General features: G+C 56.7%; 16 protein-coding genes. 4 read left to right on the plus strand and 12 right to left on the minus strand.

From position 1 onward, the window contains the following. Positions 1-4: 4 nt before the first annotated feature. The 4 genes from FHS27_RS03655 to FHS27_RS03670 all read left to right on the plus strand — a co-directional run bounded on the left by FHS27_RS03655 (position 5) and on the right by FHS27_RS03670 (position 1,294). Positions 5-238, plus strand: coding sequence for a hypothetical protein (locus FHS27_RS03655; RefSeq protein WP_184301812.1), 234 nt, complete (start codon positions 5-7; stop codon positions 236-238). 262 nt (positions 239-500) lie between these two features. Continuing rightward, positions 501-734 carry a hypothetical protein gene (locus FHS27_RS03660; protein WP_184301814.1) on the plus strand — a complete coding sequence of 78 codons (234 nt, stop codon included), beginning with the start codon at positions 501-503 and terminating at the stop codon, positions 732-734. A gap of 11 nt (positions 735-745) precedes the next feature. After that, positions 746-961 carry a DUF4314 domain-containing protein gene (locus tag FHS27_RS03665; protein WP_184301817.1) on the plus strand — a complete coding sequence of 72 codons (216 nt, stop codon included), beginning with the start codon at positions 746-748 and terminating at the stop codon, positions 959-961. Positions 962-973: 12 nt separating this feature from the next. Further along, positions 974-1,294 (plus strand): hypothetical protein, encoded by a 321-nt coding sequence (locus FHS27_RS03670; protein ID WP_184301819.1) that lies wholly within the window; start codon positions 974-976, stop codon positions 1,292-1,294. 57 nt (positions 1,295-1,351) lie between these two features. Here FHS27_RS03670 and FHS27_RS03675 read toward each other — a convergent pair whose 3' ends face one another. From FHS27_RS03675 to FHS27_RS03730, 12 genes are all read right to left on the minus strand, one after another. Next, positions 1,352-1,639 carry a hypothetical protein gene (locus tag FHS27_RS03675; protein ID WP_184301821.1) on the minus strand — a complete coding sequence of 96 codons (288 nt, stop codon included), beginning with the start codon at positions 1,637-1,639 and terminating at the stop codon, positions 1,352-1,354. Next, on the minus strand, positions 1,636-2,394 hold the full coding sequence (locus FHS27_RS03680; RefSeq protein ID WP_184301823.1) for a hypothetical protein: 759 nt from the start codon (positions 2,392-2,394) through the stop codon (positions 1,636-1,638). Before FHS27_RS03680 ends, FHS27_RS03675 begins: the two co-directional genes overlap by 4 nt. 7 nt (positions 2,395-2,401) lie before the next feature. Next, a complete protein-coding gene (locus FHS27_RS03685; protein WP_184301825.1) occupies positions 2,402-3,712 on the minus strand; it encodes a DNA modification methylase in 1,311 nt (436 codons plus the stop codon). Between the two features lie 475 nt (positions 3,713-4,187). Beyond that, complete coding sequence (locus FHS27_RS03690; protein ID WP_184301827.1) at positions 4,188-6,365, minus strand: bifunctional DNA primase/polymerase; 2,178 nt, start codon at positions 6,363-6,365, stop codon at positions 4,188-4,190. Next, complete coding sequence (locus tag FHS27_RS03695) at positions 6,365-8,026, minus strand: DEAD/DEAH box helicase (protein WP_184301829.1); 1,662 nt, start codon at positions 8,024-8,026, stop codon at positions 6,365-6,367. Before FHS27_RS03695 ends, FHS27_RS03690 begins: the two co-directional genes overlap by 1 nt. Further along, positions 8,023-8,544 carry a RusA family crossover junction endodeoxyribonuclease gene (locus tag FHS27_RS03700; protein ID WP_184301831.1) on the minus strand — a complete coding sequence of 174 codons (522 nt, stop codon included), beginning with the start codon at positions 8,542-8,544 and terminating at the stop codon, positions 8,023-8,025. Before FHS27_RS03700 ends, FHS27_RS03695 begins: the two co-directional genes overlap by 4 nt. A 93-nt stretch (positions 8,545-8,637) precedes the next feature. Continuing rightward, on the minus strand, positions 8,638-9,096 hold the full coding sequence (locus FHS27_RS03705) for a DUF669 domain-containing protein (protein ID WP_184301833.1): 459 nt from the start codon (positions 9,094-9,096) through the stop codon (positions 8,638-8,640). 2 nt (positions 9,097-9,098) lie between these two features. Continuing rightward, positions 9,099-9,884 carry an ATP-binding protein gene (locus FHS27_RS03710; RefSeq protein WP_184301836.1) on the minus strand — a complete coding sequence of 262 codons (786 nt, stop codon included), beginning with the start codon at positions 9,882-9,884 and terminating at the stop codon, positions 9,099-9,101. Between the two features lie 39 nt (positions 9,885-9,923). After that, on the minus strand, positions 9,924-10,193 hold the full coding sequence (locus FHS27_RS03715) for a hypothetical protein (RefSeq protein ID WP_221224852.1): 270 nt from the start codon (positions 10,191-10,193) through the stop codon (positions 9,924-9,926). Positions 10,194-10,272: 79 nt separating this feature from the next. Then, positions 10,273-10,890, minus strand: a complete 618-nt coding sequence (locus FHS27_RS03720; RefSeq protein ID WP_184301841.1) for a hypothetical protein — start codon at positions 10,888-10,890, stop codon at positions 10,273-10,275. A 186-nt stretch (positions 10,891-11,076) separates the two neighbouring features. Beyond that, positions 11,077-12,264 carry a hypothetical protein gene (locus FHS27_RS03725; RefSeq protein ID WP_184301843.1) on the minus strand — a complete coding sequence of 396 codons (1,188 nt, stop codon included), beginning with the start codon at positions 12,262-12,264 and terminating at the stop codon, positions 11,077-11,079. Continuing rightward, positions 12,173-13,411 (minus strand): hypothetical protein, encoded by a 1,239-nt coding sequence (locus FHS27_RS03730; RefSeq protein WP_184301846.1) that lies wholly within the window; start codon positions 13,409-13,411, stop codon positions 12,173-12,175. Before FHS27_RS03730 ends, FHS27_RS03725 begins: the two co-directional genes overlap by 92 nt. Positions 13,412-13,448: the final 37 nt, after the last annotated feature.

Consider the following 13,448-nt stretch of genomic DNA (forward strand, 5'->3'; position numbering starts at 1 on the left):
AACCATGAAGCATTTCTACGACCTGCGGACCGTCGAGGACTTGGAAGAGGGCGAAACCGCGACGCCGGAAACTGGCCTGAGATACGAACTGCGGTCGATCCGCAACGAGATGATTGACGCCGGGCCGGTGCGCGACGTCATACGACGCGGCGACGCCTTGTACGCCAGAACGGACGCCGGCGAATCCTTCCCGGTGACGGGGGCCGACTCGCACGTTTTGGTACCGATCGGCTTGTAACTGGCCGTATGTTCTCTCTTGGCGAAACTTCGCCGACAACGCCCGACGTTTGTAACGTGCGGGCGTTTCGTCGTGACGGGAAACACAACGCCGACCTTCCAAGCGACGCGACACGAGGCCACGTCGCGGCTCGTTGGGCGTGTCGGAAAAGAATGCGAATTCTGAGGTGAGTTTCGCAGACTTCGCTTGATGTGTTTGGAAAGTCATGGCTGATGTGTGGTTGTACGAACGGTTTTTCAAATAACACGAATGGAGAAACGAAATGGCAAAGATTGAAACCCTCGTCGCGCGGCCGGTCGAACCGGCAGCGGCTTACGACAACGCTCACCAGATTGCTCGCGACCTTTTGCAACACATCGAGTTGCAACTAGACCGAATGATTAGGCCCGACAACAAGGCCTTGCGATGGACGCACGTGCGAGCGTTGAACTTGGTCAACGCTCAACTTTCTGAGGTCGCCGCGCTGGTTGACGAAACCAACAACGCTCGCAACTAGGAATTGAAACTATGACAACGAACCTCAAGGTGGGCGATCGCGTGCGGCTGATTTCCATGACCGACGACCCTGATCCGATTCCCGCCGGCACCATCGGAACGGTGGCCGGCGTCTATCCGCATAGCGATTGGACGCAAGTCGATGTCGATTGGGACGGCGGCCGGTCGCTGATGCTTTCCATTCCTCCGGACGTCGTCAAGCGACTGCCGGCCGACAAAACGAACTAAGGATCAACCACCATGTCCACACGAGCGACGATCGCCGTCCGCCGCGCCGACCGAACGTATGCAGCGGTCTACCTTCACTACGATGGCTACCCCGAACACACCGGAGCACTTTTGATGGCCAACTACCAAACGACCGAAGAAGCAGAAACCTTGATCGACGGCGGCGACATCCGCTGCTTGGACGCCGAAATGGGAGAGGCCGAGCGTTTTGCCGACGGTGACCCTCCAGCGATGTTGCCAACGCACGATTCGCTGTTGGACTTCGCAAGGAACAGCGGTGCTCAGTTCGTCTATGTCTTTGACGACGGAGCTTGGTCCTACAAGGAACTCTAGCCACGAATAATCTCCTTACCTCATTTCTGTGAATAGTCATCTCACGAGACCTATTGACTATGAGGATGCCGAGAACGCGGGGTCGGCATGAGCCTCCAGTCGCACGACTGTTTCGCAGTTCTGTCCGTGCCGACCGATCACCTCGACGGTGCAATGAGCCGGCAGAGTCGTTCGCAACTCCTTTGCGATATCCTCTTGGCAGATCGCTTTCCCACGAACGAAATCGGCCATCTCCTCGATATCCTCGACCCGGACGAAGCGATCGGTAGTGACTCGTAGCGTGTAGTAATCCCAGACACCGTTGATGGGACATCGCCCATGAATCGTCGTTTCATGCGTATTCATTCTGCTTCCAGTTCAAAAAGAGTTTGAGTTTCAGTGACGGGTGTCCAAACGCTTGGTGAGCGTGTGGCTTCAATTCTCGATGCGATCACTTCGCGCCGTTGCGCCTGCGTAGGTGGCTTGTACATTCCGAAACGAGCGAGCAGTTGGCTGTTTTGAGCAACGTTGGTGCTGTCGGCGGAATGGAATGGATAGCGAGCTACGATTGCCGGATCCAACATGCGTAGTCCGTGCAGTTTTGCTCTTGGCATACCATGCTCATCGCACAGAACACTCATCGCGTCAGACATGCGGCGATTCCAAATCTCGCTCCTCGGTTTGGAGTACTGACCGCTGCTTCCGAGAGCGACGACCGACCATTCTTCGGCAAGCTTTTCCAGTCGCTGGAGCGATTCATTCAGGTGCCAAACGGGAACCCCAAAACGTCCCACCGCTGAACAGCGAAATTCTTCAACTAGCCGATCGTTCTCCTCTTCAGTACCGTCGATGACATCCGGTATGAACGCGAAGTCGAAACGCGGATTGCGACACCACGCTTCTACCCATGCGTGGTACGATGCCCAGTCAGCGATTGTCTTGCCTGTTTTCCACGCTGAAAAGGCACCATTGTCGAGGCAAAAACCAGTGCTGGCCTCAGCAACGATTGGCAAGTCTTCCTCACGCCCAAATGGCACCAAGAAATGCCGGTTACCAGTAGCGATAAAGCGTGCAACCGAGTCGCGAGTTCCTCCCAGCGGAGTACCGTGGTAATGTCGCATTGGCTGGCTACCGCATTCTCTCCTCTCGCTGTTTCATCGCGATCGGTGATTTGCCGGTGCGTTCCAATACTGCCGGCTTGCCAGTGAAACGTTGGTAGCGATCGACGATCACGTCGCAGTACGGTGGATCCAGTTCCATCAAGAACGCCTTGCGTCCAGTTTGCTCGGCCGCGATCAGGGTCGAACCGCTGCCGCCAAACAAGTCCAGCACGTTCTCGCCCTTGCGGCTTGAGTACTGCATCGCCGTCACCGCAAGTTCTGCCGGCTTGCCGGTAAGATGCTCCAACTGTTGCGGCGGGATCTTCTTGACGTGCCAAAGGTCGGTTGCGTTGTTTGGTCCGAAGAACTTGTGGCCGGCTCCTTCACGCCAACCGTAAAACGCCCATTCGTGTCCCGACATAAAATCTTTTCGATTGATGACCGGGTGCATCTTGTCCCAGATGATCGTTTGCGACAGATACAGCCCACTGGCCGCCAACGCCGGCGGGTAACAGCCGATGTTGGAGAAGCCGCCCCAGATGTAGAAGCAGCGTCCGGGTTGCAACACGCGGCCGATGTTGCCGAACCAGGCTGAGAGCAGTGATGCGAACTCCGCATCGCTGACTTTGTCATTTGCAAGGACTCGATCCTTGGCCCGCATCTTCTTCTCGCCGGCTTTGCTTTTGCCTTCGCCGGCAGGGAACGAACTGTTGCCGGCCGCGATCGCGTTCTTGCTTCGCGGTTCGACGTTGACGTTGTACGGCGGATCAGTATTCACCATGTGAATCTTTGCGCCGGCGAGCAACCGATCGACGTCGTCGGCATTCGACGAATCACCGCAAAGCAATCGGTGGTCTCCGAGGATCCAAACATCACCGAGTTGCGTCACTGCTTCGTCCGGCGGCTCCGGCACGTCTTCGGGATCGGTCAGACCTTGTGTGACGCCGGGATCAAGCAGCTTGGCGAGTTCGTCATCGTTGAACCCGAGCAACTCGCAATCGAAACCCGATTGCTGCAGCTCACCGATTTCGATGGGCAGCAAGTCCCAATCCCACTCGGCGTTCTCGCCAGTTCGATTGTCGGCGATCCGGTACGCCTTCACCGCTTCGGGTTCGAGGTCCGTTGCGACGTGCACGGGAACTTCGGTCAGCCCGAGCTTCTTCGCAGCTTTGAACCGCGTATGGCCGACGATGATGACACCATCGGTATCGACAACGATTGGCTGACGAAATCCAAACTCGTTGATCGAGAGGATGACGGCATCCACGGCATCGTCATTGATGCGAGGGTTGTTCTCGTAAGGCTTGATCCGATCAAGCGACCACATTTCGACCTGCATGGCAGCGTCCTTTTCCAAAGGTGAAGAAGCGGAAAAGGTTCGGTCGTTCGCTGGTTGGTTGGGTGGATGGCTGGTGATCCGATGCGCTGAAACACACGCTAAATTTCATTCGGACAGATAAAACAAACTGTGTCTAATAAGGCTGCTGTTCCCGTAGCCCTGACCAGATACACGATCGGCCGGGAGTACCTAAACGCCTTGCCGGCGGTCCGTCAGGACAATCCTTCCCTCGAATCCTTCCCCAGCCCCGTGCGAGGGCTGGCGGTCGGGAGTTTGGTCATTGCGGGCATGAGCGGGGGAACAGGGGAAGTATTCGTAGAAAGAGAGAGATTGTTCCTATATTTGTTAGTCAAACGTCCTTTGAAATCCTTCTCGAATCCTTCCCCAACGCAGGGGAAGGTTTGGGAACGATTCGTTGCTTTCGGGTCGAATCCTTCTCTATTTGGAGAAGGATTGGGAAGCGGCGGTGAAGGTTTCATTCGGCAACGACTCGCTGGAAGCCGCTCGCGGTCTTGGTCGCTGTTGGCATGGTGACGGGTTCGATCTCGCCTTGTTGCACGAGCGTCAAAATGATCTGGTCCAGGTCGGCGGCTTTGCACTTCATGTATTTGAGAATGTGTTGTCGTTGCATTCGCTGTTCGGGTTGCTCGCCCAGCCGTTTGAGCAGCTTCAAGCACTCGGCATGAAACGGGTTCTCGGCGACGTGAACGGATGCGAGATACAGTTGCCTGCGGGTTTGATGCATCGCGAACTCGGTCGCCCACTCGACTGCGGGAAATCCAATCAGCGGTTCGATGTGGTTCTCGCTGCACGCATAGATCAATGCCAGCTTCTTGGCGTGTTCGCACGTACGACTCCATGCCGTACGTGCGACCTCATCGAGCGCCTCTTCCGCTGCGTTGTATTCGTTCTCAGTCATCAACCGCAGTTTGTCGATCGCTTCGGCAGCGTCTGGCGTGGCTTGCACCACGAGCGGCTTGGGGTGGAAGTTCAGGAAATTGCCCGTGCCAGGCTCGAAGTCGGCCCACCACTTTGCAATGTCCAGAATCTCCTCGGGCAGGTCACGTGCAGACCCCGGCGATTGGCCTGAGCCACGTTTGCCGACGTCGATGATGTTGAGGCGTGCGAAAAAGCCATTCGTGAGCATTCGCTTCGACAGCGATTCGTAGAAATACTGAGGCGTCGCGGTTCCGAATAGCGTCAAGTGTGGTTGGTCGACGTGGATCGCGTCTTTCTGATTCGCTTTGACTCGAATCGGATAGACGTCACCGGCTGACGTGTACAGCGTGAGCAGAATATTGGGGATCGACTCGCGGCTGTTTTCGCGGTCGAGATTGATTTGGCGTAGCACCCCGTCCATCTCGTCATTTTGAAACAGCATTCGGCCAGTGCGGACGAGGGCGTCTTGAATGCCTTCGCCGGATGCAAATTTGTCGCCCAAGGATGCGGACATACCGATTTGAAACAGAATCTGTGAGTTGACTTTGCGAGGAAACTCCTTGCCGGTCCCGCTGCTGGCGAGAGCGAGAAGATACAGATTCGTTCGCAGGTCACCCGACGTGCAGACCTTTCGACCAGCGAGAAACGATTGAAGTGCCATCGCACCGCAAAACGCGAGGCCGATATTCGGGTAGGGAGCATTCGCGAGCGTGAAGTCCATGACTCGGCGGACGAAGCCAGGCACGTTGAATAGTCGCTCTGGTAGTTGTCCGGGATCGGGCGTTGTTTCGGCCGGCGGAGGCTGAGCAGAAACCGCGGGTTGAGCATTTCCGACCATGAACCGGCTTAGGTCCACATCGTTGTCGATCGGCTCGATCGGACCATCGTCACGAAGCCAGCCGAATGGGCGATCGTGCGGTTTCGTTGCTGCTTGGTTGACCTTGTGTTGCAGTTCCTTGTCGGACCAAGGCGGGCTGCAGCGTGGGTTGTAGTGATTGGTCAGAATCGCGAGCGACACTGCCGGATCGAGGCCGAAACCGTGGACGAGCGCCGTCGCGGCGGCATAGGTTTGCGAGTGACCGCCACTACCGGCGATCGCTGGCGGCATCGCGTTCAAGTAGGCAACCGCCCGGGATTCCACGTCGTTGCCCACACGAGGCGACTGTGGCGGCAACGTGGCGATTTGGTGCGATGGCTTCGCTGTTCCACGCCGATGGACGACAGCCTCAGCGAGTGCTTTGACGCACGCTGCCAACATGAGAGAGGGAGCGGGGGCCGGCTCGCCATCGAGCGTTTCGTAAACTTCACCGTCGGGATGGATACTTGGCCCGACGACGGTTTGCGTTCCGGTTGAACGCAATTCGACGATCATCGAGCCATCGCTCGGATCAGTATGCTTTTCAGTCGTAGCGCCAACCGCGATGTACCAACGATGGGATCGTGGGGCTGACGGCCGGCCCGTGATCGCTGGCGTTGGTGGCAGGTATTGATCGGCAAGCTCGATCGCCTCGTCGCAATCGAGGTCAACATCGACGAGCCATCCCGCAGGCTCGCCAAGGATGATTCCGATATTGCCTTGATCGGGAAAGACCTCCGGGTTCAATCGAAGATTCGTCCAATCGCGACGTGCCGGTGACTTTGATCGCGGGCGCAGCGGCACGCAGTACCAGCCACGCTGACGATAGATCGCAACCTGCTCCCGCACATCGGCCATCAAAAGGGTGCCTCTTCCAATGCGGCGTTTGGAATCTCACCGAGCTTCTGTTTAATGATGCGATCGTATTTTTGGCCCGCGATTGATCGGACCGTGAGTGTTTCGGCTGGTGCGAGCAAACCTGAATCGGCAATGTCGATCGCTTCTTCCGCGTTCGTTGGACACGGATCGAGACAGCGGTCACGCCACCACGCTTCGGCTTTGCGTCGGGCGTAGCCAGAATGCTCGATGCAGACGAATTCGCTCTGCCACTTGTCCAGGCCGATCATGTAGTCGACTCGCAAACAGCGAGGTGCGTCTTCGTCGGCGTCACGTTTTCGGTGGATGCGATAGATGATGTCTTGGACTTCGTATTCGACGTCGGTGACTTCACCGGACAACACTCCGGCCTCGCTAGCCTCAGAATCGTGGGCTTCTCGCTGCCGTGGTGGAAACGGATGACCGCATTCGGGACAGCTTGCATAGCCGCACGCGACCAAGGCGTGACACTTCTCGCACTCCTTTGCAGGTGCTTCTTGATCGGGTCGTTTGGCTTTGTCCTTCGGTTTGATTTGGTCAATCGGACCGTGGCGTTCGATGTTGCCGCCGAAATCGAGAACGAGACAGTCTTGTTTGTCCGGATGCAAACGAAAACCGCGGCCGACGCATTGGTAGAGCAACCCAGGTGACATCGTGGGACGCAGCATCACCACGCAATCGACTCGGGGTGCGTCAAATCCGGTGGTGAGCACGTTCACGTTGCAGAGGAAACGAAGCGGTTCGTTTTCAATTAGCGTGGTCGGAGCATCGCCGCGAAAGCGAGCCAATAATTCGTCTCGCTCGGTGGCCGGTGTCTCGCCAGTGACGAAACCGCACTCGATACCGTGGTTCTGCTGCAACACCTCGACGACACGCTGCCCGTGTGCGACGGACGACGCGAAGATCAACACGGCCCGCCGATCGGCCGAAAGTTCCACGATCTCGGCACACGCGGCCGACACGAGGGCATCGTCGTTAACCAGTGATTCCACTTCTTCGCTGACGAACTCGCCGGCGCGGATGTGCAGACCGCCAAAATCGGCTCGGTGGACGCCGGCTTTGGATACGAGAGGGCTGAGGTAGCCATCGCGAATCAATTCCTTGATGCCGATCTCGTAGCAGACTTGGTTGAGAAAATGATCCTTGGAGCAGATCATGCCTGAATCGAGGCGGAACGGAGTGGCAGTTAATCCGATGACGCGAACGTGCGGATTGATGACCTTGCAGTCGGCCAGGAACTGCCGATACATGCCGTCGCCCTTCTTTGAAATCAGATGGGCTTCGTCCACGACGATCAGATCAAACGGATCGAGGTCACACGCTCGTTTGTAGATGCTCTGAATGCCGGCAACTAGTACAGACGTGTTCGTATCGCGTTTTTTCAATCCCGCAGAATACAGCCCGACCTTGATTTCCGAACACAGTCGGCGAACCTTGTCGGCGTTCTGTTCGAGCAGCTCTTTGACGTGAGCCAAGATCAATACGCGACCGTTCCATTGCGTGACAGCGTCGGATGCAATCTGTGCTAGCACGAGACTCTTGCCTGCACCCGTTGGCAAAACGGCAACGGGATTGTCGTCGCGGTTGCGAAGGTGATCGTAGACCGCATCGACTGCGGCTTGTTGGTAGGAACGCAGCTTCATGTTATCCGCGCTCCATTGCGATATTTACGACCACGAGCGATCGGGACGAACCCGGTAAGGCGACTTCGCCAACGCGTGCATTCCTCGCAGAGTCGATTGCCTGGGCCGAGCGAATAGAACTCGTCATCGCAGCGAAGACAGAATCGGTATCCAGGCTCGCCCAGCTTTGCCGGCACGCGACGGACGATGACCTCGGTTCGTGGGCATTCCGTTTCCGGATCGAACTTTTCGACCGTCAATCGAACGATCTGACTGTCGTCGTCATACGCTCCGCCAGCTTGCAACGCATCGAGCAACGCCTTGAGTGAATTGTCCACGTCGCGGCGACGCCGATCCGCTGGTATCAGGCGAATATCAACGATCAAGTCGCCATCGTGCTTCCTCACCTTTTGATGCTTCATCAGACTGCGAACCGTCGAACGGTACTCGCGACCTTCTTTACTGACGAGCACGCGGGTGCCGACGTGTCGCCAGTAGCGATTGACTGAGGGAGGAAACGGAAGTTGCAGTCGCAGCATGATGTATCACTTGGAATAGATCGGCAGACAAAAAAACAGCCGACCGGAATTGGGAGGCCGGCCGGCTGTCGGGCTTGGAAACGGTGACCGAGATCAACGTTTCCAAGGGGCGTCCGTGCCGCTGACTTGCGACGCGGCAATCGGCTGAGCGACGGCGTCCTTCTTCGAGTAGCCCTTCACCTCGTTTTGCAACTCGCCCGTGTCGTTGCGGCGTTTGACTCGCACGTGAATCACGCATGGCAAGTTGTGTAAGTCCGCCGAGTCGGTTGGCACCAAGACGCCAACCGACCGGCAGATCGCAGACAACTCCCGCCGGGCAATTTCCACCGCGGTCGCGTTGGGGTTGTCGAGGTTGAGACGCACCCAGAGAAGACGGTTTGCGTACTCACCCTCCACGATCTGAAACGTCAACTGCAGGTAGTTGCCCGTGCCAGATTTCGTGGGTTTCATTTCGCTGTCGGTGATGACAGCGATGTACTTGCCAGAGGGGATCGGTTCGAGTTCGTCGGCTGGTTCGACAGTGTTGGCATCAAAGCCGTTGAGGTTCGCCATGGTTAGTTACCTTGGGTTTGAGGAGCGGGTGAGTTGTTGGACAGTGCATTCACGAACGCGGACCACGAGAGCGGCAATTCTTCAGCGATTCCGTAGCGATTCTTGGCAACGCAACTGGGCGAACCGTAAGCACGCACGACGCGTTCGCCGCCGTCTTTGCCAATCGCATGAGCGATGGTGCGTTTGCGGTTGAAGCCACCGTCTTCGCTTTGCGTTCGCATCTTGCGAGTCGCGAACAGCACGGCGTCGCACCATTCCTTGACGAGGGCCGCCGCGTGCTTGTGCAGTCGTGGCGAATAGCGGTCGTAGGGTGAGGATTCGGGATCCTCGAACCGTTCAACCTTGGAATGGGCGATCAGAACGATCACCATGCCGCGAGAACGCAGCACATTGAGCAGATCGAGTACTTCACGCCACAGGGAGAGGGCGTGCATGTAGCCGCGAGCGTACCCGCCGTCGACCTTTTCGATCGACTCGACGGCATACTGCTGACAGAGTTTGTCCCAGACGAGACGCTCCAGCCAATCGAGCGAGTCGATCACGATAGATTCGTAATCGTGCTTCTCGTTGACGAGCGTCTTCAGGGCTGCGATGACGTCATCGAACTTCGTCGCCAGCGGGAAGCGATCGCAGTCGATTTCGTCGAGACCGTCTTCGGTTTGAATGAAGATCGGCTTGGGGGCTTCGCTGCCGAATGTCGACTTGCCGATGCCTTCGACACCGTATAGCAAGACACGTGGCGGCTTCGATTGCCGGCCTGTTTGGATGGTTTCGAGTAAGTTGGTCACTGGATTGATAATTCCTTGATGGATGGGTGAAACGGTTGGTTAGAGGGTTTGGATTTGTTCGACGTCGAAATTGCCGTGGCGATCGCTGGACACCAGGTAGTGTTTGAAGTCGCTTTGCACGACGAAACGCTCCGCATTGCAGAGTTGTTGGCGGAGCGATTTGCAGGCTCCCGTGAATTCCTGCGAGGCTTCGTGTAAGCGTTCGGTGGATCGCAAATAACGTCCAACAGCGAGCGAGAGCGCAACGCGGCGTTCGATATCGAGTTGTTTCATGGGTTCTCCAGTGATGGCGTTGATTGGTGTATGCAAGACAAGTCCCCTCCTGGGTTACTTAGGCGAACGGGACGAGGGTATGACCAGAAAATGAAGAGCGACTTTTGAAACGCCGTTATTTCCAGCGTTTGTCGCGAGGCGGTGTGATGCCGGCATCGACGAACCGCTGCTGGATGTCCTGCAACATCGTGTGGAAGGCGCGACGCGTCATGCCAGACTGCTTTTGTGTCGCAATGCGTCCGTGTTCCATGACCTGTTTGCAGAGTTCCTGCTGCGTTTCGGGCAACTGATCGAACACTCGACGAAACGCTTCGACTTCCTCGAAGACCGCTTCTTCGCTGCGAGTCTCTCTTCCGATGGCGCGATCACGATCTTCATGTGAGAGTGCCGAGGCCAATTCCATCGGCGGACCACCATCGGGATCGTCGACCATCGTTGTGAGTGAGACGACGGGGCCGCCTGGCGGAGTGCGAATCGCGGTATTGCGAGCCTCAAGGATCTTGGCGAGTGCCCGCGAAACGATCATGTCGATGTACGTCTTGAACGTCGCTCGCTCGGGCGTGAAATCGGCGAGATACCGCTCGACCATCGTCCACAACGATTGTTCGATGTCGCGGAGTTCCTGCCGGCCGTACGCACCAGCCTTGTAGCCACGCCAGGCTTTACAGCGGATATTGGCCTGGATGTACTTCCAGTCGATTCCGTTGTCTGTTGAGACTTCCAGAGTTTTCAAACGAATATCCTCCGGCTGGAGGTTCGTTCGACGACTCCGGCTGGCGAAAACCGTGCTGCGAACCAACGATTGTTCGCAGAGAAACACGGGCCAGTGGGATCAGCTCGAAGGCGAATCTCTCAGCTGGAGTCACGGCGACTCATGGCGTGAGTCTTTGGCACATGGCGTGAGTCGCTGAGAAGTTTTTCAGAATTCCCAATTGGGATCAGCATCCGGCCGATAACACATCGCGTTGCCTTTGAACGCGAGCTTTAGGTGTTCAGCCAAGTCATCGTGATGCTCAGCAATACGCTTGATGTCGCGAGTAACGGCCTGCCGGACATTTTTGCGTGACTTGGATTCGTCGGTGAGCACTCGGGCCTTGCCGTTCTTGCCTGAGTCTTTCTGAAGTTGCGAGAGGATTTCGTACTGTTCGGTCTGCAGCGTTTCAAGCGTCCCTGCATCGTTGTTGCGTTCAGATTCCGCGATGCGAGCACCCAGGTCCGCCAGCCGACGCTTGTAGTCGCGGCGAGCTTCTTCGTCAAAAGCTTCGCCAGTTCCGCTGGTAGAAGACCGAGCAGCTATCCCTGTGCGGGCGTTCTCAAGTTCGACGGGACTCAATGTCTTCCCTGGACGCGATAAAAATTCAGCGAGATACCACATGCCGATCGCGTCGGAGAGCACGAACCGGGTCTTCTGGAAACAGATCTCCCAATGGTCGCCCGTCATGCGGAACGAGTTTGGTGGTGAATCATCACCCAGCCCGAGTCGGTAGCGAAGCTCGGCCAACGCCGCAGTGCTCGCGACGACAGTCCCCTCCTGGATGAAGAACACTTCATCTGCAGCGATGACCGTAACCTCAAATGTTCGCTCGATCGAGCCAAGGTCGATGCCAGTCCCAGCGAGCGACGGGACAAGCAGTACCGTCTTCGCACCGACACTCATTGCCGTTTCGATGAGTGACGTTTGATCGGTACGAGCGTGAAAGTGCATCGTCGTCGATGCAAACCGAGGTGATAGTCGGCCCAGTTTCTGGACGGATCCATTCGGAATAGTTGATAAACTCTCGGCACGCCCACCAATCAACGGCATCAACGTTATGGCGAGTTTTGCGATGCTTAACGTGCATATCGTCAACTCATTCCGTTCGACATCGAACGTTTCGCCTTGCAGACGATTGATGCCAACGAAGGTTCCGTCATCATGCTCGACGACGTCGCACGCGGTGACACCGTCACTGGCCAGCGTCCATGCAGCCAGGTCGGGCGTCGCGGAGAGGAACTGGTGGCACAGTTCCCAATGTTCACCCAGCTCGGCCTGCCACGCTCGCCGTGGTGCTCGCAGGCTTGGGATCCGAGAGAGCGTTTGCCAAAGGCGTAGGTGTTGAAGGGTCACGAGGCAGTCCGGTGGTCTTGATTCCGTGGTGGTTCATCCAGGCCTCGATGAGTTCGACGCCGACCTGTCGTGAGTACGAGATGATGTTGCCCGAGTGAATCGTTGCCATGACCTCGGGGTAGTCCCGCAACGCAAATCGAAATTTCGCTTTCGTGATTCGGGTACCGAGAGTGAGTTGCTGCTGGTGTTCACGCAGCTGGACGAAGATGCGTCGCCCACGGAAGGTCTTGGTCAGGTTCTGACTGCCCATGAACATCTCGGTGACTTCATCGAGCTGAACGGATTCGATTCCGTCTATGAAAGCGGGCGATTCAATGTCTTCGCCAAGTTCATGAATTGGAGACAGGTCGAACAACTCCGACGTGGGGAAGAAGTCCTCGTCACCGAACAGGTACTCGCCAATCAAACGGCAATACTCACGGTGCTCGCTGATTAAAGAAGCGTGAACATGCAACTCGCCGAGCAATTTTTGAACGAGGACGGTGTCGTAACCGGCCGGCCGTTGGACTTGATAGCGACTCTTTTCGCCTTCGATGTATTCGCCTCGTTTCAGGTTCTCGCCACGACGGACAACGAATGCCAGCACGTCGCCAACGTCATGCATCCACAACGCTGTCCCGCCACCGCGGTGTCGATCGCGGTTGAATGTCGACAAGCGTTTCTCCATCGCATTGATGACGACCGTCGTCGGCAACTGAAATGGCATCGGCTTCTCGTGCCGATTCATATAATGACGAAACGAACGTTGACTGGTCGCGATCCGCTCGTAGTTCGATCGTCGCAGCAAGTTGGGATGGTTCATCCACGTTCGCATCGCTAGGTCCGCCGGCGTTAGTTCGTCGTCGGTTGGCAGCGGGATGCCGGCTTTGGAATAGGCCAGGATCAAGGACTCCATTCCTCGATCGTTGGCGACTTCGTCGATGTGAAATTGAGCTTCGATCAGTTCGCTGGGCGCGGATCGAGTGGGAGTCCTCAGCAGACGTGCGAGTGTCTTGAATTGCTCTTCGTCCAGTTCGGTCGAGGCGGAGATCGGAAATTTCCGCTTTGCGAAGTACTCAGCAAACGGCAGCAGGAAATCACGAAGCAGGGAAAGGTCAACGGAACCCAGGGCATGGTTGAGGAAACTTGGTGGCTTGTAAGCGGGCATGGCAGACTCAAAAAACGACGCTGGTTATGAACATCCT

Origin of the sequence: Aporhodopirellula rubra (assembly GCF_014192335.1) — a bacterium.
In the GTDB taxonomy this organism is placed as follows: domain Bacteria; phylum Planctomycetota; class Planctomycetia; order Pirellulales; family Pirellulaceae; genus Rhodopirellula; species Rhodopirellula rubra.

What these genes read in the sequence shown, in the direction of transcription:
- FHS27_RS03655 (WP_184301812.1), top strand. Translation starts at nt 5, where the DNA reads ATGAAGCATTTCTACGACCTGCGGACCGTCGAGGACTTGGAAGAGGGC.
- FHS27_RS03660 (WP_184301814.1), top strand. Translation starts at nt 501, where the DNA reads ATGGCAAAGATTGAAACCCTCGTCGCGCGGCCGGTCGAACCGGCAGCG.
- FHS27_RS03665 (WP_184301817.1), top strand. Translation starts at nt 746, where the DNA reads ATGACAACGAACCTCAAGGTGGGCGATCGCGTGCGGCTGATTTCCATG.
- FHS27_RS03670 (WP_184301819.1), top strand. Translation starts at nt 974, where the DNA reads ATGTCCACACGAGCGACGATCGCCGTCCGCCGCGCCGACCGAACGTAT.
- FHS27_RS03675 (WP_184301821.1), bottom strand. Translation starts at nt 1,639, where the DNA reads ATGAATACGCATGAAACGACGATTCATGGGCGATGTCCCATCAACGGT.
- FHS27_RS03680 (WP_184301823.1), bottom strand. Translation starts at nt 2,394, where the DNA reads ATGCGACATTACCACGGTACTCCGCTGGGAGGAACTCGCGACTCGGTT.
- FHS27_RS03685 (WP_184301825.1), bottom strand. Translation starts at nt 3,712, where the DNA reads ATGCAGGTCGAAATGTGGTCGCTTGATCGGATCAAGCCTTACGAGAAC.
- FHS27_RS03690 (WP_184301827.1), bottom strand. Translation starts at nt 6,365, where the DNA reads ATGGCCGATGTGCGGGAGCAGGTTGCGATCTATCGTCAGCGTGGCTGG.
- FHS27_RS03695 (WP_184301829.1), bottom strand. Translation starts at nt 8,026, where the DNA reads ATGAAGCTGCGTTCCTACCAACAAGCCGCAGTCGATGCGGTCTACGAT.
- FHS27_RS03700 (WP_184301831.1), bottom strand. Translation starts at nt 8,544, where the DNA reads ATGCTGCGACTGCAACTTCCGTTTCCTCCCTCAGTCAATCGCTACTGG.
- FHS27_RS03705 (WP_184301833.1), bottom strand. Translation starts at nt 9,096, where the DNA reads ATGGCGAACCTCAACGGCTTTGATGCCAACACTGTCGAACCAGCCGAC.
- FHS27_RS03730 (WP_184301846.1), bottom strand. Translation starts at nt 13,411, where the DNA reads ATGCCCGCTTACAAGCCACCAAGTTTCCTCAACCATGCCCTGGGTTCC.